This is a genomic window from Porphyromonas sp., from assembly GCF_030529325.1.
In the GTDB taxonomy this organism is placed as follows: domain Bacteria; phylum Bacteroidota; class Bacteroidia; order Bacteroidales; family Porphyromonadaceae; genus Porphyromonas_A.
On record NZ_JAUMXC010000002.1, the window covers coordinates 58,656 to 78,332 of the forward strand.

Annotated in this window: 16 protein-coding genes; 3 read left to right on the forward strand and 13 right to left on the reverse strand. The window is 43.0% G+C overall.

The annotated features are described in order from the left end of the window. Positions 1-2 precede the first annotated feature (2 nt). Together Q4A14_RS00760 and murI are read left to right on the forward strand one after the other, a co-directional pair. On the forward strand, positions 3-374 hold the full coding sequence (locus tag Q4A14_RS00760) for a YccF domain-containing protein (protein ID WP_303169216.1): 372 nt from the start codon (positions 3-5) through the stop codon (positions 372-374). A gap of 6 nt (positions 375-380) precedes the next feature. Further along, positions 381-1,250, forward strand: coding sequence for a glutamate racemase (gene murI, locus Q4A14_RS00765; protein ID WP_303169218.1), 870 nt, complete (start codon positions 381-383; stop codon positions 1,248-1,250). A gap of 294 nt (positions 1,251-1,544) precedes the next feature. Here murI and Q4A14_RS00770 read toward each other — a convergent pair whose 3' ends face one another. The 10 genes from Q4A14_RS00770 to pyrB all read right to left on the reverse strand — a co-directional run bounded on the left by Q4A14_RS00770 (position 1,545) and on the right by pyrB (position 13,694). Beyond that, positions 1,545-2,030, reverse strand: coding sequence for a PaaI family thioesterase (locus Q4A14_RS00770; RefSeq protein ID WP_303169220.1), 486 nt, complete (start codon positions 2,028-2,030; stop codon positions 1,545-1,547). An 84-nt stretch (positions 2,031-2,114) separates the two neighbouring features. Next, positions 2,115-3,389, reverse strand: a complete 1,275-nt coding sequence (locus tag Q4A14_RS00775) for a hypothetical protein (protein ID WP_303169221.1) — start codon at positions 3,387-3,389, stop codon at positions 2,115-2,117. A gap of 34 nt (positions 3,390-3,423) precedes the next feature. Continuing rightward, entirely contained in the window at positions 3,424-6,012 is a 2,589-nt protein-coding gene (locus Q4A14_RS00780) for a TonB-dependent receptor plug domain-containing protein (RefSeq protein WP_303169222.1), read from the reverse strand. 299 nt (positions 6,013-6,311) lie between these two features. Beyond that, the gene (locus Q4A14_RS00785) at positions 6,312-6,866 is read right to left on the reverse strand and encodes a DNA alkylation repair protein (RefSeq protein ID WP_303169223.1); all 555 of its coding nucleotides are present in this window, start codon (positions 6,864-6,866) and stop codon (positions 6,312-6,314) included. An 11-nt stretch (positions 6,867-6,877) separates the two neighbouring features. After that, on the reverse strand, positions 6,878-8,542 hold the full coding sequence (locus tag Q4A14_RS00790; RefSeq protein WP_303169225.1) for a formate--tetrahydrofolate ligase: 1,665 nt from the start codon (positions 8,540-8,542) through the stop codon (positions 6,878-6,880). Positions 8,543-8,721: 179 nt separating this feature from the next. Beyond that, positions 8,722-10,170: a DUF3078 domain-containing protein gene (locus tag Q4A14_RS00795; protein WP_303169226.1), complete on the reverse strand. Its 1,449-nt coding sequence runs from the start codon at positions 10,168-10,170 to the stop codon at positions 8,722-8,724. Between the two features lie 234 nt (positions 10,171-10,404). After that, the gene (locus Q4A14_RS00800) at positions 10,405-11,622 is read right to left on the reverse strand and encodes a YgcG family protein (protein ID WP_303169227.1); all 1,218 of its coding nucleotides are present in this window, start codon (positions 11,620-11,622) and stop codon (positions 10,405-10,407) included. Positions 11,623-11,642: 20 nt separating this feature from the next. Then, complete coding sequence (locus Q4A14_RS00805) at positions 11,643-12,239, reverse strand: LemA family protein (RefSeq protein WP_303169228.1); 597 nt, start codon at positions 12,237-12,239, stop codon at positions 11,643-11,645. Between the two features lie 24 nt (positions 12,240-12,263). Further along, complete coding sequence (gene pyrI, locus Q4A14_RS00810; RefSeq protein ID WP_303169230.1) at positions 12,264-12,737, reverse strand: aspartate carbamoyltransferase regulatory subunit; 474 nt, start codon at positions 12,735-12,737, stop codon at positions 12,264-12,266. Positions 12,738-12,761: 24 nt separating this feature from the next. Next, on the reverse strand, positions 12,762-13,694 hold the full coding sequence (pyrB, locus tag Q4A14_RS00815; RefSeq protein ID WP_303169232.1) for an aspartate carbamoyltransferase: 933 nt from the start codon (positions 13,692-13,694) through the stop codon (positions 12,762-12,764). Between the two features lie 410 nt (positions 13,695-14,104). On the opposite strand from pyrB, the gene Q4A14_RS00820 reads away from it, so the two are divergent. Further along, positions 14,105-14,974, forward strand: a complete 870-nt coding sequence (locus Q4A14_RS00820; protein WP_303169233.1) for a glycosyltransferase — start codon at positions 14,105-14,107, stop codon at positions 14,972-14,974. Between the two features lie 2 nt (positions 14,975-14,976). Here the strand turns inward: Q4A14_RS00820 and Q4A14_RS00825 are convergent, their stop codons facing one another. Genes Q4A14_RS00825 through Q4A14_RS00835 form a run of 3 tightly spaced genes read right to left on the reverse strand, consistent with a single transcriptional unit; the run spans position 14,977 to position 19,542 of the window. After that, positions 14,977-15,852 (reverse strand): ATP-grasp fold amidoligase family protein, encoded by an 876-nt coding sequence (locus Q4A14_RS00825; RefSeq protein ID WP_303169235.1) that lies wholly within the window; start codon positions 15,850-15,852, stop codon positions 14,977-14,979. Continuing rightward, complete coding sequence (locus tag Q4A14_RS00830; RefSeq protein ID WP_303169237.1) at positions 15,852-16,580, reverse strand: lipopolysaccharide kinase InaA family protein; 729 nt, start codon at positions 16,578-16,580, stop codon at positions 15,852-15,854. The genes Q4A14_RS00825 and Q4A14_RS00830 overlap by 1 nt, the downstream gene beginning before the upstream one ends. A gap of 46 nt (positions 16,581-16,626) precedes the next feature. Continuing rightward, positions 16,627-19,542 carry a xanthan lyase gene (locus Q4A14_RS00835; RefSeq protein ID WP_303169238.1) on the reverse strand — a complete coding sequence of 972 codons (2,916 nt, stop codon included), beginning with the start codon at positions 19,540-19,542 and terminating at the stop codon, positions 16,627-16,629. Positions 19,543-19,677: the final 135 nt, after the last annotated feature.

The window sequence follows — 19,677 nt, forward strand, 5'->3', positions numbered from 1 at the left end:
TGATGAAACTAATAGGAAATATTGTTTGGTTGGTGCTTGGCGGCTTACCAACAGCCTTGGAGTACTTTACGGCAGGGGTGGTGCTTTGTATCTCCATTATAGGGATACCATTCGGGCTCCAGTGTTTTAAGCTTGGGTTACTTATGCTTTGGCCTTTCGGCTCTACTGTCAGCGAGGTCGGTGTCAATCCTCTTGGTTGTATCGGTAATCTTATTTGGTTTATCCTCGCAGGATGGGTGATTGCGCTCACTCATGCATTCTTTGGCATACTCTTGTGTATCACCATAGTCGGGATACCTTTCGGACTCAAACATTTCACCTTTGCGGGGCTTGCATTGACTCCTTTCGGGCGTGAAATTACGAACAATATCTGACCTTTGATGGAACAACCAAAGATGACTCTTGGAGCAATAGGTGTTTTTGATTCGGGATTTGGTGGCTTGACCATACTTAGGGAACTTCGGCATAGGCTTCCTGAGTATGATTTCATCTATCTCGGAGATAATGCACGTGCTCCTTATGGCTCCCACAGTTTTGATACCATATACAGATATACACGCGAAGCTGTCGCACATCTTTTCAATCTGGGATGCCCTCTCGTCATCCTTGCGTGCAATACGGCTTCTGCTAAGGCTCTTCGCAGTCTTCAACAGAAGGATCTGCCGATCAGTGCCGATCCGACGAGGCGCATATTGGGAGTCATCCGTCCCACGGTTGAGAGTATTGCTGAGTATACCGGAAACGGACATATAGGTATAGTCGGTACCAATGGTACAATAGCTTCCAACTCTTACGGTATCGAGATCGCTAATCTCTATCCTGAGGCTTGTGTCTCTCAGCATGCCTGTCCTATGTGGGTCCCCCTTGTGGAGAATAATGAGTTGGATGAGAATGTGGGTACTCAATACTTTATCCGACGGGATCTTGAAAGACTGCTTGAAAAAGATCCTGAGATCGATACTCTTTTGCTGGGGTGTACGCACTATCCATTGCTCTTGCCAAGGATAAAAGAAGCGCTTCCCCAAGGGATATCTGTTGTCAGTCAGGGAGCTATTGTTGCTTCTTCTCTCAGAGATTATTTATTTAGACATCCTGAGATGGACGTTCGTCTATCGAAAGGCGGGAGTGTCCGTTATCTTACTTCAGCGGAGAAGGAGGAATTTCTCTCTTTGGCATCTGCCTTTTTGGGCGAAGATATCAATGAGGAGTCAGTTGTACATACCCGTTTGTCTCCTTGTGAAGGGCTTTGATCTGATTGTAAGAAACTCTTAAACGGAATCTCAAACTTCTTGATCATATAGTCCTCTTGCCGTTTGGTGGCTCTTCTGACAAAGAGCCGGAAAAGGTGTAGAACTCTCCAAAACAAGGTGCCTACCTTGATGAATGAAGTTGTCTAACTTGAGGCGCCAAGTTAGACAACCTTTTTTGAGTCGTAGATAATTTCATTGTACGACTGCCAGTATACATCTTTGACACAAAAGGCATGTAAGGGAGAAATCCTTTATATGCCTTTTCTTAATATCTGATAATCGGTTATTTACCGGCTATTTATCCGTAGAGGACTTTTGCGGTAATAATACTGATATCATAGTTGCTGAGACGGTCTCTCGTCCTTCTGCAATAACAGATAGTTCCATACACACCTTGCGATCAGTGACATCCATGATCTTGCCCCTAAGCTCCAGTCTTGAGCCCATAGGGGTAGGGGCTTTGTAGTTGATGTTGAGATTGGCTGTGACATAGCGTAGCGCAGGTAGGGTATCCATGCCTCGTCCGGCATGTCTGTATCCTGCGGCGGCTGCAGTCCCATTGCCGTGACAATCCAATATCGCAGCAATTAACCCGCCGTATACAAATCCCGGATATCCTCCGGTATGGTGAGGCTCCGGAGAAAAGTAAGCGATGGTCTCTCCCTCAGCTTCATTTTTCCAATAGCTTTTGACATGAAGCCCGTGTGGATTAGCACAGCCACAACCAAAACAGTGGCTGAACTCCGGAGCATAGTATTCTTGAAATGCTTTCTTGTCCATCTTGATCTAATGAAGAAGAGGACACCCATGTCCTATCCAAGGCAGGGAATCCTCTCCTAAAATTTTGGGGGTTACGAGTAGTAATTAGATTTGTTCAGGTTTCCCTTCAAGTTGGAACTTACCGCTCCCCAATCCTTTGAACGTGTAGAGCCACTTGGTATTTGCGCTCTTCTCACGTATTTCTACTCTGATCTTATACATTTGATCGATACCGTTGATCTGTGCGGGATTTGTTGGATACCTGTGAGCCAATACCATTTTTAGACCTTCGATAATGCGCTCGAGTTTGATCTTTCTTAGCTCTTCAGGAGTCTTGCCTTCTTCTTCAGGACGTTCTCCGACAGTCTTGCCTCCGTCGAGGTTGAAGTTCTTGTAGTATCCACTACCTCCAAACCAGTACTCTTCATTGTTCTTGTATCTTTCGCTGATATATCCCGGATGATTTTCTTTGACCCATGCGTGGAGGTAAGCAAAGTCTTCCGGTGTCAATTCGAATTCGATTGTAGGATCAAAGATCCAAGCCTTGCCTGTGTGAATAAATTGCGACGTCTTTGCATGAACAGTAGGCGCAGGAGTCCAGACCTTATTCTTCTTCTCATACTTCACTGCTTCTGTAGACGTTGTCTTCCCGGTAGGATTGTAGAAAGCATAGATCATGATGTGAGAGTCTCCTTCTTTTGCGTATGGGTACTTTTGAGCAAGGAGGGTAGGAATGTAATCTTCCGGCTTCGCAGAGGGAGAGAAATTACCGTGTCTACCTAATCCCATTTGAGTAAACTCTTCCCATGAGATCATCAGATAGTCTTTTCCTGCCAACGCTCCATCAACAGCAAAGAGAAGCTTGTTTTCTTTGTCTATCGTTGCTCTGATCAGGATTGACTTTGCAGAGTCCGCCTTTGCTATCGCAGCCTTTATGATTGCTGTGATTTGGTCGGCTTTGAGGTCCTTTAGGCTGTTGATACCAAGGGCACTTAGCTCATTCTTGTCAAGCGTTACATAAGCTCTTTTTCCCAAAGCTTCGATCTTGCTGTCTATCGGAAGGACTTCGTTGTAAGTAACATTGACGGAAGACCCTTTGCCCCATTCAGGGTACTTGGACTTGAGGAGCTGAGGGACCATCTCTTGAGCTGTCACATTCTTGTCAAAGGCTTGCTTTGCCTTGAATGCTGCCGCATGAGGATTGTCTGCTCCTAAGAGGCCTGCAATGGTGTTGTAGTCTGCTCCGGTCAATTCGTACGAAGCAGTCTTCTTCACAGCAGTTTCCTTGCTGTCGATGTCTTTGTAAATATCCTTCATCGGATCACATGATGTGAATATCAATGAGGTAGCAAGGATAGCTAAAGTAATATATTTCTTCATTTCTATTTACGTTGTAATGATGATGATACTTGTGTTAGAAGTTGATGCGAAGACCTGTAGCCCAAGTGCGACCGAAGCCGTAGTAAACTAGTGCTGTGTGCTGATCATGACGAGAACCATCCCTTGCATCTGCAATGTACTCAGTGTCGAAGAGGTTGTCTACGTTCATGTACAATGTAGCACCAAGGCCACCAACTTTGAACTTGTATGAAGCACCAAGATCTACAAGCATGTAGTTAGGAAGTTGCCAAGCGTCTACCTTATCTGACTCTTTTGTCCTATTGACAGGGTCAAAGTCTGCAAAGTTCTTACCAAAGTAGTTGGTATTGAGGTTCAACTTGAATCCGTCAAAGACTTCCCAGCTTGCGCCCAAAGAAGCACTCAGCTGAGCAGAGTTACCGACATGCACACCCTTGATAAAGGCTTTGATGTCAGCTATCTTTGTCTGAGAACTATCAAAGATAGATGCATCCACATCATCAGACCATATCCAGTCTCCAAGAGATAGCATACCACGGAGTTCGAGAGTCTTGAATGGATTGTATGTTGCTTCAAGCTCAATACCCATGTGGCGAGCATTTAGACCTGTTATGTTGGCCACCTCATTGTTGCTCAAGGTTCTTGTGATACCCTTATCAAGCCACTTTGTATAGTAAGCATTGAAGTCTACTCTTAGGTTTTCGTTGCGGAATCCATAGCCGACTTCTCCGGTGAGTACTTTCTCATACTTTGCTCCTGTGTTGATCTCCGAATTGTACTTAAAGAAGACTGATCTGAAGTATGGGGCACGTGTGAAGTAACCAGCATTGATGAATACATTATTGCTCTCATTGACCTTATAGCTGAGGCCGGACTTGATGCTCCATGGGAGGTATGAAGCCCATTTTGAGTTGATAGATTCTCCCTTTTCACGTAGATCCTCCGATTCTGCTGTACCTCCAAGGTTGCGGTATCTGTAGCCTTGGTGTGAGAGCGTTGCAGACAAGAATCCGTTGAAATGATCACCGGTAAATTCTGTCTGAGTAAAGATGCCATTCCAGAGAACTTCACCTATATTGTCGTATTCCACATGGTCTCCGACCTTCAATGGCTGATAAGGTGCATGATACATGAGACGCTTGCTCGCATCCTGGGGCTCGATGTAGTAGTCTGCTCCAAGTAGGTCAGAGATGACATTGCGGTGAATACCTTGGTAGAAACGTGCGTCATACCCTGCAGTCAACTTGATACGATCACTTAATTTATTGTTGTATGTCGAAAGGATTCCGTACCAGTTGTGTGAGTTGATTGCATTCGCAAAGATGACCTTTGCTCCTGTGTTTGATGCGCGGTTGTCTGCGATGATGGAAGCATAGTCTATGAGTCCATCATCTGTGAGTCTTGTCTCCTCTGTAGGAAGACTGGCTGTTCTGTCGAAGTACATCCAATTTCTCTTTTCACCAACGATGCGACGACCACCTCCTCGTGCAACAGACGCATAAACAGAGGTATAAAGCTGACTCTTGTCGTTGATATCCCAGTAGTGGTTGAGAGACATCTGAGGTTTGTGGTAGAAGTTGTACGCCAACGTAGTCTCTTTTCCGTTGATGTAGCCATAACCGATATTACGACGACCTCTGTTTGGATCATTCTTAATGTCTTCTATGCGAGACATGATACCTCTTTGGTTGTGCCACTGAGGTGCTCCAAAAGCAGTGAACGATAGGCGATGTGCATCGTTGATAACTTTTGAAATGTTGACAAAGTATGACCAACCAAGGAATGATGTTGCATTGACGTAACCGTCACCTCCATTTCGAGCTCCTGCGATTGTCAGTGCCCAGCCGTTGTCCATAAGACCGGTAGAGACATTAAACGTAAATTTGTTGTAGCCGTCATTACCGATACCGGAGTAGAATGAGCCGCCTTTCTTTGCGTCTGTACTCTTTGTAACCATATTGATCGTACCTCCGACAGATGAAAGACCGAGTTTTGATGCTCCTAAACCTCTTTGTACCTGAATGAAACTTGATACGTCGGATAGACCTGCCCAGTTTGACCAGTATACTTTTCCGCTTTCCATATCGTTAATGGGGATACCATTGATGAGAACACCAATGTTATTGGAGTCAAAACCTCGGAGATTGATACGAGAGTCTCCAAAACCTCCACCCCCTTTGGTTACATAGACTGAAGGTGTAGATTTGAGAAGTTCCGGAAATTCAATGTTAGGTGCAGCTGTCTCAATCTTATCTATACTGACATTGGAGAGAGGTACAGGTGTTATGCGGTCTTTAGGTACAACCGATGCAATCACGCTGACTTCTTGTAGACCTACTGCTGACGGAGAGAGGTAGATCGTACCAAGATCTTGTTCTTCTGCTTTTCCAGCTTTTACAGTCTTGGTATCAAATCCAACCGCACGGATTGTTATCATTGCATCTTTTGCGACTTTGAGGGTAAACTTGCCATCCAGGTTGGTTGTAGTACCTGTTTTTCCGGACATGACAGTGACACCCATGAGTGGTTCATTGCTGCCTTTCTCAAGGACTTTCCCTTTAACTGTAACCTGTGCAAGTAGTGTTGCGCTCGACATGAGCATCAAGATTGCAGTTAGAATAGGCATCCAGACTTTCTTGTTCATAGTTGAATGAAATAGATTATAGTTTAAAAAATATAGTTTTAATTCAAGATAGATAACCAAAAATCGTTACAAAGATAGTTACTAATTAGCAATAATAAAATTTGCCTGATTTTGAGCTTTGTTTTCAACTTTGGTGGTATTTTATCCTTTGATTTATACGTGTTTGTAAGGACTTATCCTGCGAGATTCTCTCATCTTCTTGAGAGTTAGTTTAAGTACTTTTTCATTGTCTGGTTTTTCATTGATAAAGGCAACTATCTTCTCGGGGTAGGAGGTGTAAAGAGACGTTAAAGTCCATTCTATGCCCATGGATACGTAGTAGTCCTCATCATTTTGCTTTTTTTTGTATATGAGTTAGGGCCTCTGAGAGGGTGATATATTCCTTGGGAACTAGTTTTGAGTACTACTATGGTCAAGCGTCTGGCATAAGGATTAGCATTGTTTTTATGACGGTTAATTTGTTCTTTCAGAAGATCAATAGCACTTTTGTGTTTGTCACATATGGATGATATAACATCCAAGAAGAAGTCAGATGTCCCCCAACCATCAACACATTCGAACAAACGTTCATATAATTCTTGAACTTCAGCTTCTGATGCCCTTGAGCCGGCAACATTTGCAAAGAGGAGTTTGTATTCAAACTTCTTTTGTGCAATAGGGTAAAGGATATCAATTGCTTCCCTAAAAGATAGCAACTTACTTAGTTTCTTCCCTGCTTTCCTAATAAAAGGAATCCTGATACCCATGACGGTATCAGGATTCACACTTATCTTGAGACGGTTATCAAATAAAGCCTTCCCTTCCTCCGCGTTATTATCCAATGTTCGGAGTATTTGATGGACTTGATTAACCATGATGTTTATTATTAGCTTAGACCTTCGATATGTCCGTTGATGACATCGATGTGCTCTGCACTTGGCACTTTTGGTAATCCCGGCATACGCATGATATCTCCCATGATGACAATAATCATCTCAGCACCCGTATTTACCACAATATCATGCACTTTTAGGATAAAGCCTGATGGCGCACCTACCTTTTTAGGGTCACTTGTGAATGAGTATTGTGTTTTTGCAATACATACAGGATACTTGTCATATCCGAGTTCTTCAAGTTTTTTGAGTTTCTTCATTGCTGACAATTCAAACTCGACAGCTGATGCACCGTAGATTTCCCTTGTGATAGACGTAACCTTACTCTTGATATTCTCCTTTGTTTCATAGAGGAATGCAAGAGGGCAAGATGGTTTCTTTTGGATTGTTTCTACTACGATGTTTGCAAGGTCTACTGCGCCCTCTCCACCTTTTGTAAATGCGTTGTTGATAGCAAAAGGTAGATCCATATCCTCACAATGTTGACGGATAGTTGCAATTTCCTCGTCTGTATCAGATGGGAATCTGTTGATACAGATAACTACAGACTGACCAAACTTACGAAGGTTTGCCACGTGCTTATCCATATTGCTGAATCCTCTTCTGATAGCAGATGTATCCGGCTCTTTTAGTTCAGCCTGATCCTTGCCTCCGTGCATCTTTAGAGCTTGTGCTGTTGCAACGAGTACGGTAAGTGCCGGTTGGAGCCCTGCTTGGCGACATTTGATGTCAAAGAACTTTTCACCACCTAAGTCAGCACCGAACCCAGCCTCAGTCACAGTGTATTCACCAAATTTCATCGCCATTTTTGTCGCAATCACGGAGTTACACCCATGTGCAATGTTTGCGAAAGGTCCTCCGTGTATGAATGCCGGTGTCCCCTCTGTTGTCTGTACAAGGTTGGGGTCGATAGCGTCCATGAGAAGGACTGTAATTGCACCACCCACACCAAGATCTTTAACTGTAAATGGAGAACCATCCTTTTTGTAACCAAGCAAGATGTTATCTATACGCCTACGTAGGTCATCCATATCTGTTGCAAGACACAAGATCGCCATGATTTCTGATGCCGGAGTGATGTCAAATCCGGCTTCAGTTGGGATACCATTGCTGATTCCTCCGAGCCCTGTCAGGATGTTACGAAGGCTGCGGTCATTGACATCAAGGACGCGCTTCCATACTATACGACTTAGCCCATTTTCATTGTTGCGGTTCTGATAAGCATAGTTGTCGAGTAGGGCAGCAATCATATTATTCGCTGAAGTAACAGCATGGAAGTCTCCTGTAAAATGGAGGTTGATTTTCTCCATAGGAAGGACTTGTGCATACCCTCCGCCGGCAGCTCCACCTTTCATCCCAAAGCAAGGACCAAGAGATGGTTCTCTAAGTGCTACGATAGCTTTTTTACCAATCTTATTGAGTCCAAGAGCCAGTCCAATAGATACCGTTGTTTTACCGATACCGGCTTTGGTTGGGGTGATCGCAGATACGAGTATGAGTTTACCTTCCTTGCTTTTTTCTTTGAGTAGGTTCACATCAATTTTTGCCATGTAATTACCATACTGCTTTACAGCTTCGGCAGGGATGTTGATGCTTTGAGCGATCTCTCTGATGTCTTTTAGCTGAGTTTCTCTCGCTATTTGGATATCCGATTTCATGTTAGGTCTATATATTTAGGTTGTAAATGAATGTCAGTATGTGATAAACATACAATTGAGCTTAAATGTTTTCGATTTTTCTTTTGCTATGATGGATCTCGGGAGCAAATACCTAAAAAGGAGGAGGTCCGTTGAATCCCAAACTGTTCAACGGACCTCGTCTTTATATTTCCAACAGATTAGATTTTAAATGTAAATCCAAAACTGATAAGTTCATTATATTGTAGCAATTTGCGGAAAGATTTCTCATCAGTGATCACACTATCATCAAATCTCAAGTGAAGATTGATACGCGTAGAGAAGTATTTGTTGATTGAGAAGTTCAGCGAGTTTTCAAACTCTGTTTCTACATGCCTGAATGAAGTGTTGTAGAAAAATCTTGATTGCCAATTGATCGACTGAGAAATGTCAAAATCAAGTGTCATACGGACTGTTGAACCCAAGCGCAACTTATACTTCTCATCTGGCATCAGACCGATTCTTGCTTTGTCAATATCATTGGTGTAAGCGTAGATAAATGTCGCTGCAACAGGAGAGAAGTTCGCTGAAAATTTAAGTTTCTTGAATGGGTCGTTAAACTTCTTTTCTAGCTCGTACTTCATACCGGGTCCTCCGTCGATGATAAACGGAGCAAATGGTTGAGTCACAAGTATGCTATCTTTATTTCTATTGCGTAGCAGCTGAGTACGCAACTGAGCATCTATAGTATAGTACCAATGATCAAATGCCTTGAGACCAAAGTTGGATACGATACGGAAGAGGTCTTCTGAGATTTTGAACTTACCGATAGGCTCGTTAGGGCTATTGAAAAAGCCGAGTTTGGACTCGATTTCATTGACCCATTTTACATTATCTTTTGTGTAACTGAGGTTAAAGTAGTTTCTCATATTCAAGTTGAGACTGTTATTCCCTCCCTTGTACCAGTTTTCAGAAACTTGATTTTGAGAAAATTGTATGTTACTCTCAAATTTCTTTGTCCAATATACTTTGTCTACGATTTTCTTTTCGAGATCGTCTGTTTGTTGATTAAAAGTGATGCCATCTTTGATTGCGAGTTCTCCATTGTAGGCTGTTGCCGCAACAGGCTTAGACGCAAGTTTGTCTTGAGGGAGCATCGAACTTGTTACCTTGACGATGTTAATATTGTTTTGGAGGGCATTTGACTTGACTTCTTGGATTATTTTAGCCTCATTTTTGAGTGAAGGCATTTTTCCTTTCTCAAAGACTTCTTGTGCCATTAGTTCTTCAGAATACCTATCCAAAGAATAGCTGTCCAACTTATAAGGTGTCTGTTGATATACGGCATTGAGTCCTTTAGTGTCCATCCCTGTCTCGTTGAGTATTTCCATATCAAAGACAAGTGGTGTGAACAATTGCGAAAATGGAGCCATACCTTCTGACTCGTTTAGTATCATGACTATTGGACGTCCGATGATTTCTTGTGCCTTGGCAGATAGTCCTGAAGTACTTTTGCTATACAATATTTTTGTGGCGTAGTGGGGGATATAGCTCACCGTGCCGGGAGATTCGTTCTCCTGGACTCCCTCGATGCTATTTTGTGCATTCCCAAAGAAAGTTGTCGCAAACCCGATAATAGTTGCGATAGAGATTCCTTTTAACGTTTTCATTGCGATAAAATTTAAACTAACGTGTGTTAGATGATATATTTTCTACAAAAATACAAATAAAGCCTCGTTATTGAAACGAAATTTTCTCGTATTTATAACCTTTAACATGTATAAAGATCCTTCTATTTAGGAGGAATGAACTTGTAGTAGATAAAAATTGCGATGACACAGACGAACTGTTATAGGGACCCATCATCGTATAATAATCTCTGTGTTTTTGTTTTATTACAGATGTTAGAACCTTACGGTCGAGCCCCCGCCACCGGAGGACCCTCCACCCCAAGAGCCTCCTCCGCCTCCCCAAGAACCACCACTCCCTCGTCCTGGGCCTCTGTTGTTAGATGAAATGCGAGGAATATAATGAGTTTTAGTATGGGAGCAGTGTAGACACTTATAAGTTAATTTGTCTTTGTAAGCACTATAATGTTGAGTATTTTGTAGAGCCATGGTCAAGCCTCCACATTTCATACATAACTGATAACCGGATGTTTTTACTGAGATTCCGGCAATCTCTGATATATGACAGTTGGAGCAGGTACTTACATAGTATTTCTTACTGCCTAGATCTACCTCTTTTCTTTGCACACTATTCAGTAGGATGTTGTTTCGATCTGCAACGGATACCTTTACTGTGTTGATTCCATGGCAGTTGTCGCAGTTTCTGATCTTAGTATTTATTACTTTTCGTTTCCCTATAAGCCATGGATAGAATATAATCCAGGCTATAGGGAAAAGTATAGCCATACCACCCAAGAAGTGCCACACATTTGCATGAGTTTTAGCATATTGTGCGAGCAGATTTTTTTCTTTCAGCTTTCTGTTGACAAAGAAGATATAGGCTCCGGCAATTACAAGGGATAGTATCAAATAGGTTTTGAGTAGGAAGTTTCCCATCCCATCAGTTTCTCTTCTCCGTTCAAATCCCTCGTCAGTGTAGGATCTGTCAAGCTCTTCGGTCACAGCCCTTATCCCTTCTATGAGTCCTTCCGAAGTGCGGTCTTCAACAATATGAGGGATGATCCGCTTTCGAGATATCTGTGAGGTTAAAGCATCTGTGAGTATACCTTCGAGTCCATAACCAACCTCAAATCGGATAAACCTATTGGGTTTTTCAAAGCCGTAGAGGATCAATAGCCCGTTGTCTTTGGATTTTTCTCCTATTCCCCAAAGTTGAAACAGCTCGTGAGCAAATCTCTCCGGAGTATTATTTTTAACCGCTGGAACGATCACAAGAGCTACCCGAACTCCATACTTGTGCTTGATCCCTGCTATCATGTCATTGATCATAGCCCTTTCTGCCACCGATATATGCCCCGTAGGATCGGATACATATTGTGTGGAATCCGACAGTTGCACATTAGGGATTTGTTCAGGGGAGTATTCCTGAGCAAATCCCCAACTTGTATGGCATAGTGTGACGAGGAGTATGAGAAGTGATCTGATACCCTTCATAGCCTTGTCTACGTTTGATGTTAAAACTCCACCTTAGGAGCTTTCTCGCTACCGACTTCAGCCTCGAAGTAAGCTTTTTCAGAGAACCCAAACAATCGTGCCATAACAACACGAGGGAATACGCGCATATACTTGTTGAACAGCGTAACCTCCTCATTGAAATTCTTGCGTTCTACGCTGATCTGGTTTTCTATATTCTGAAGTTGCTCCTGAAGAGCGAGAAAGTTTTGGTTGGCTTTTAGGTCAGGATAGCGCTCTACTGTGACCAACAGGCGGCTGAGGGCCTGAGATAGCTCACCTTGTGCCGCTGCAAACTTTTTCATTGCTTCCGGGGAGAGGTTTGACGGATCTATAGTGACCTGGCTTGCTTTACTGCGTGCATTGACCACACTTTCGAGGGTTTCTCTCTCATGGGCAGCTGATCCCTTCGTTGTATTGACAATGTTAGGGATGAGATCCATACGCATTTGGTATTGTGTTTCGATGTTACCCCATGCTTTTTGGACTGTTTCTTCTAGGGTTACCAGACCATTATAGCTTCTTATGCCATAAGCGATCAACGTTACTGCTACAATAATGATGATGACAAGGGTCATCAGTCCTGATCTCGATTTCATAAGCTAAAGTCTTTTAGTCATTTTTTATTCATGGAAAGGGATGATGACCTCTTTCCTCTCTATTTTTCGGTTACAATATTTACACTGTAGTACTCCGTTGTCTCTATCTAATACATTGAAACTACTTGCCATTGGCTCGTTGTTGGATATACACTTGGGATTGCTGCATTGCACGATGCCTACAATCTCATCGGGTAGTACTGCCTGTATCTTTTGGACTACTTCATAGTCTTTGATGACATTGATGACGATGTGCGGAGCAATTAGTGCCAGTTTATTGACTTCATCTTGAGTAAAGTGCTTGCTCTCTACTTTGATAAGCCCCTTGCGTCCCAACTTTTCACTCTTGAAGTTCTGACCTATTGTCAGTGGATAGTTGAGTTTATCTATTCCTAAGAGTTGGACGACCTGCATCACTTTCTCCACCGGAATATGGTCTATGACTGAGCCATTGCAAATGGCTGGAACTTGTAGTGCACCTTTTTCTACCTTAGGCATAGCATTGTATATTTTGTGTGTTTTTTACTTTACTTTTGATGTCGGTACGTCAATGTTGAGAGCTCTGCATATAAGAGCTTCGCGTACATATAAACCGTTGAGTGCTTGCGTGAAGTAGTAGGCATGTGGGGTATCATCGACATCATAAGTAATCTCATTGACTCTCGGAAGAGGGTGCAATACCTTCATGTTGGGTTTAGCAACATCAAGCATATCCGCACTTAAGATAAATGCGTTTTTGATAGTCTCATAATCCTCATCATCTGTAAATCTCTCTCTCTGAACTCGGGTCATGTATATGATATCACTTTTCTGTATGACTTCCCTTGACAATTCATCGGAGAAAGTGTGTGGTATCCCTTTATTTTTACAGTACTCTACATATTCTATTGGCAGAGCCAAGGCTTGAGGAGCTACAAAGTTGAAGGTTGGAGAGAAGTGACTCATTCCCTCGATGAGAGAGTGCACTGTGCGACCGTACTTGAGGTCTCCGACCATGGTAATATTAAGGTTCTCCAATTTTCCTTGAGTTTTGCGTATGGAGTATAGATCCAACATGGTCTGAGACGGGTGTTGATTGGCTCCGTCTCCTGCATTGATGATAGGGATATCAGTGACTTCGGATGCATATCTTGCGGCACCTTCAAGGAAGTGCCTCATGATGATGACATCTGCATAGTTGGCAACCATAAGGATGGTGTCTTTGAGACTTTCGCCCTTAGCTGAACTCGTAGTTTTTGCATCTGTAAATCCAATCACCCGTCCACGAAGACGATTGACGGCAGTCTCAAAACTCAGACGTGTGCGGGTTGATGGTTCAAAAAAGAGAGTCGCGGCGACTTTGCCCTGTAGAAAGTCACAATTGGGATGCTGTTCAAAGTACTCTGCTTTGTCAAGAATGTTAATGATTTCATCAGCAGAGAGTTGTTCTATCGAGTAGAGACTTTTGATATTCATGGAAAGGTGATGTGTTTAATGTTGTGGAGCTTTATCTCTCCAAACAGTGAAACAAATATAACCATTCTACTAAAAATAACCAAAGTGGAGAGAATTGTACAAGCGTGTCTCAATATTTCCTTCTGATCCGAATGTATTGCCATAGACACCGAAAAAAGAGGTTTACTTTGGAGTCTCAAGGTAGGCGTCTCGATTTTGAGAGGTATACATCTTTTTCTTCAATCTTTTATCGGGATAACATTGGTGCATTTCCGATGAGTAAGATGACAATTTTCTTGGGATATTCTCAGATATCTACGATAGCCAACAATCCCCTTCAAAGTCTTTCACCTTACTTCTCATGAGGATAGGGGGATAGTTTCTTGAAATTGTGTTAACTTTACCACCCTAATGGCAAATTGTATATTCTTATGCGTCCATCGATAAGTGTTATTTTTACAACATATAACCAGCCAGTGTGGCTTCACAAGGTCCTTGTAGGATTCAGTATTCAGACCTTTACTGATTTTGAAGTTATCATCGCCGATGACGGTTCAGGACCGGAGACGAAATCTGTAATAGAAGATGCTAAGACATGGGCTCCATATCCTATCAAGCATGTGTGGATAGAGGACACAGGCTATCACAAATGTGACATCCTTAATATGGCTATCATGCAGTCTGAAGCTGACTATCTTGTCTTTACGGATGGAGACTGTATCCCCCGCAAGGATTTCCTTGAAGTGCATTGGCATCAAAAGTCTCCTCGACGTTTTCTGTCGGGAGGAGCGGTGCGTCTCCCCATGGGAATATCACTCGCGATAACTGATGAGGATATAAAATCAGGTAGAGCTTTTGATCGTACAGAACTAAATAAACTTGTTGAAGGGGAAAAAGTAAAGTCCCTGAAACTCTCCAGATGTCCATTTGTTCCCCTTTTTATGAATGCGGTTTCTACAGTGAAAGCGTCTTGGAATGGGAACAACTCATCGTGCTATAAGGAACATATTCTTGCGGTCAATGGTATGGATGAGCGTATGAAATATGGGGGACAGGACCGGCAGTTGGGCGAACGTTTGACAAACATTGGCATCAGGGGTAAACTCGTGAGATATAAGGCTATTATGGTACACCTTGATCACAAGAGAGGCTACGTGACTGAAGAGGGATGGAAGTTCAATAACCAATTGAGAAAGGAGACTCGCTCAAAGAAAGTGAAGTGGAGTCCTTATGGTATACTCAAAGTGGATACGTGCCCGGAAGACCTTTGGCAAGCATCAGAACTTAGAAAGAATTCATAAGATTATTTTCTACCGATAAGTGAGGGAGGCAGAGTCAGCATTTCACCAAGCTGCTTGTCTGCTTCCGGAATCCTTGTGCGGTCATGTCCACCTGCAGGTGAAAATGTGAGCTCTCCAAAATAAATCTTCCCACGAGAGAGGTAGAAATCTACCCTCACAAGGGGAAAGTCTTGGGACAAAATATCCGCATACTCAAACATCTGAGAGATTTTCTCTCTGTCAAGATTCGTAGGCAGTACTCCTTCATCTCCGTATTCGATATGGAGCCTGTTGAAGTCCCTGTCTATATATCTGAACTTGGTGTCTCCTGTACCTCTGTCTGAGCAGAGCATACAGCAGTAAGGCTTCCCATTGAAACAATAGATTTTGTAGTCGATGGGACTTTTTTGTCCCTCATCCGGATCAATATATTCTTCGACAAGTATGCGATGAGGGATATATTTGTAGTGCATCTCGGCATGTGTCAGATGTGCCTTTCGTTTGTTCCACCGCTTTAGCTTCTTTATGGCCTTTGATATGTCAAGTTTTGACTTGTCTTTGCATATGATGTTCATTCCGAAGCCAAAGTTATACTTGAGTGCAAACTTTGTCGGAAGTTTATCAAACTCTATTTCTTCAGCATCGTTATAAACCCCAATGAGAGGAGGCAGTAGTTCTGCAAGCCCCTTCTCCTTGATGTACTCTCGTACCGCAAACTTATCTGCACATCCGGCATATATTGGATCATACGGATGCACGTGTAGCTTGAGCCACTGGATCTTTTCGTCAAGTGATTTGGGATGTTTGAGATTGGGGTAATAACCATGATACCTCTTGAACGTCCAAAGGATATTCAATCTCGGAGAGACGCAGGTAAGTAACTGTTTGAAAATTTTCATCAGAAGTGCTTTCTACGGTTACGCCAAAACTTTTCGTGGTACTTGAATATGAGTTCTCTTACAAGAGTTTTATCGGCATTTCTTACAGTTGCATATTCATCAGCAAGTACCGTTAAGAAATCCTCCCGTCCCCAAAGGCGACAGAGGTTGCGACAACCTGCCTCTACCGATACCTGCATGAATTTAATACGGTTGATGTCGACAAGTGAAAAGTCATAGCCCCCATGTTCATTTTTATCAAATAGAATGTTGCCAGGAGAGAAGTCTTTGTGGTAAACACCTTTATCATGTAAGTCTGCGGTAAAGTGAGCAAAGGCTCTGACTATATCATCTCTGCCATCGAGATTACTGTAGCCAAACTCATACATCGTCCTTGTTAGGTGGCTTTGAAATGTCACCAAGTAGCTGTGTCGGATACTCCATAGAGTGCGGTATACCATATAACCGATAGGTTCCGGAGTATTGATGCCTAAAGTTTTTAATCTCAATGCATTTTTGTATGCTCTTACTGCCTTGGGTTTACGAAAAAAAGCATACACATGTTTATTGATGATATTGGGGACAGTGAATCGTTTGACATTGATCGTCACGCCATCTTCCATTGAGAAGGTTTTGATTTCATTTCGCTCCTGATAGATCGTTTTACCCTCCTTATGAAAAACCTCATCAAGATTTTCCACAAAGTTACGGTACTTTTCATGTGCCGGCGCGATGATGATACTTCTCATTGGTGTATAAGCATTCAATAGTTCGCCCAAAGTTAAGGATAATAATCTATTGTTGTCTCTTTATGAGTAGTGGCAGTAGTTCTTTGAGAAAGCGCTCTCTGCTATCCGAGTCTTCGATATTTTCAATAGGAAACCCTATGACACAGGCTTTGTGTTGGGAGTTGAAGAATATTCCGGCGCTCACATTGTCTTCGGTATAATGGAGTATCCTACCGGCTCCTTCAGCCGGTAGAATCGGATCACAATCGGTGCCCTCTTTGAGTACATACGTACGTCTATCGAGGAGGTCTCTATGTTCGGTTTCTACCTTGCTTCCATTAAATAAGCTAAGAGGGAAGGGATATTCATAGCCCAAAATCTGCCTTGCAAAATCCTTAACAATGGCAGACTCCACAGATGTATCCCTTAGGTCCAAAGCTGAGTTAAGGTAGGCTCCGGATACCAAAATTCCCCCTCCGTTTTGGGCGAAAGATTGCAGAGCCTCTCTGAGTTCCCTATCAAAGAGAGCAAAGCGTTGTTTCCCGGTCGGATAGACCGTTTGCTTTGCCTTCTGCTTTCCAAGTATTAAGTCCGTGACAGCATAGGATTTGAGTATTTCAGGATTTGAGCTGACGTAAGTTCTTGATGATGAGCCAAAAGAGTAGCCGATATTTAGAAGGCTCGAGCCATGTGTTGCTACATAATTGAAGCTGTTACCTACGACCCTTTGTGGTAGGGCAGAATCACTTGGTATCCCTACATCTTCTTTATAGGTTATTCCCGTTCCGGAAACGAAGGTTCTTTCAATGTCATTGTACTCCATTTCAGAGACTTTATCATAACCATTGATGATCATAACTCTCCCATTGGAGAGTGGTGCTATCCCACAGCATAACTCCTCTGAAGGGAAAGAAACTCCTCCTTCATTTGCTGCTACCACCTTGAATCTGTAAAGTACTCCCGGATCAACGGGGACAGAGATACTATTCCCCTTAACAATCCGGCCTTTATCAAAATGCCCATCTTCTACTGCAGTGTACAGTATGTAGTGTGAGGGAGCGGCAGAGGCTTCCATAGGATCATCGGTTGCTTGCCACGAAAGGTGAGCTGTAAATTCTACACGATCGATATCTACGGCAAATTGTTTTACCGGGAGGGGTTGGACGATAAAAGGCTGATTGTACTCATCTGAGAGGTATCTCAGTATGCCTTTGTATATAGCCCTGGAGACAACAAACTTAAATTCAGGGTCATGACCATAGCACATGTCTTTGAAGTTTTGATGAGACAAGAGCTCCAGTAGTACCCCGGGCACACTTCCCCAAGTTGCTTCTGAGTAATTTTTGTCCCACATCCCTCTACGCGTCCATTGAGGATTGTGGCTGATTCTCACATCTCTGACGATATAGCTTTGGACTATATCTGTAAGTTCTCTTGAGATAAGCCTATCCAGTCCGCTTGGGTAGTATCCTTGTTGCCATTTGGTGTTGAAGATGGCCAACGTCCCCACAACCTCCTCCGGATCTTCACGAAGACCTGCGTCTGTGTGCAACGTAAGGGAGAGATCTATCGGGATGTTTAATCCCTCTTTATTGGGGTTGATTGCAGTGCCCCCTGTGAGGTAACTCACCCAGACCGATCTACATTTGTAGTCATCGGTATAGTCATCAGTACTTTTAAAAGAGTTGTATATCGAGTCCGGTACACCTGCCCATTGCATCCAGTATCGTGAGGCTTCTGCATATCGGGGCAGTCCACTTGTTATTTTGGGAGACGCAGGTACTGTGACCCAACGACGTCTTTTTTTTATTTTAGTTGCCGGCGTCCAGCGCTTTGTGTTACCCATACCTCCTCCTATCTTTACAGCGTCGGCAGAGACTATTTTACCTCTCTTTGATGAGATGTTGGATAGAGACACCCCCTGCTTTTCTTTATCTTTCTCAAAAGGGAATGTGCCAAGGTATATCCAAGTGCCTCCACCCATCGTTTGATTGACTCTGAATGATGAGGTTCCGGCTGCATGATGCACAGTGTATAAGGCATCCTCGACACTGTTGGGAAAAGATTGATAAGATACATATACCGCCAATGTCTCATCATGCGTGATATCCACTCCCCAAAAAGCTTCTGTATTGGCGAGCGTAGATGAGTGGGTCTGACGACTCGTTCCCGATTCAAAAGGGTTTTCGTTGTCTTCCCAGTATGTCTTTATGTAGCCAAATCCTTTATTTGCAGTTTCCCACTTGCCATTCTTTTCGTTATAATGGCCTTTGACAAAGTTTCCTGCATCATTATCTATGATATATTCTCGGCTTGATAAGTCACGTTCATGTGGCAATAGTACGATTGCCCCGCTATTTTCGAGCATAGGGACGATGTATGGCACGATATATGAAAAGCTGAGTAGATCTTCTATCGTACCGTTCATGAGTGGTCTTTGCCATCTCCATTTCTTACTCTTATTATCGTAGAAGTAGCCATGACTACGCCACAGTGCAAGATGCTTACCTTTGAGCGCTGCGGTCGGAGTCTGTATAGGATCAACGGGTGTAATCAAGGGAATCTGTCTGTGCTTCCCTGTTGTCAGCGAAGACCACTTGGAACGTTGACGCTCACCTCCAAATGCAAGAGGGACAAGGTCTTCGATACGATAATCATTGGTGCGTATGCACATAACTTTGGGGTTGTGTCCATACTCTGTGTATAGTTTTCGGAGACTATCATATATGTCCTTTACTCTCTGAGGTCTGTAGGGAATGTAGCTTGCCTGCTCGTTGAGGTCTATGAATAGGGTGTCGTTATTATAGTAATGTCTCATTACTTTGCACCTGCCGATGTTGAGGTAGGGCGGTTGGGTGTCCATAATGATTTGCTCCACAGCCTTCAGATCGACTGTCTCAAGGGACGGTATGGAGGACTGTGCCAAAGCATTGGCAGATAGAAATATACAAGAATAGAGTACCCTGAGGATATGTCTATACATAGTTGAATGTTGATTTGCTTTTAGTTGGTGTACAAACTTACTCATTCTTTCCTGAATATGGAGAGTCCCCCTTCGGATTTATTCATGGATGGATATATGATATAGCTGCCATATGAGCACACCAAACTGACGCCA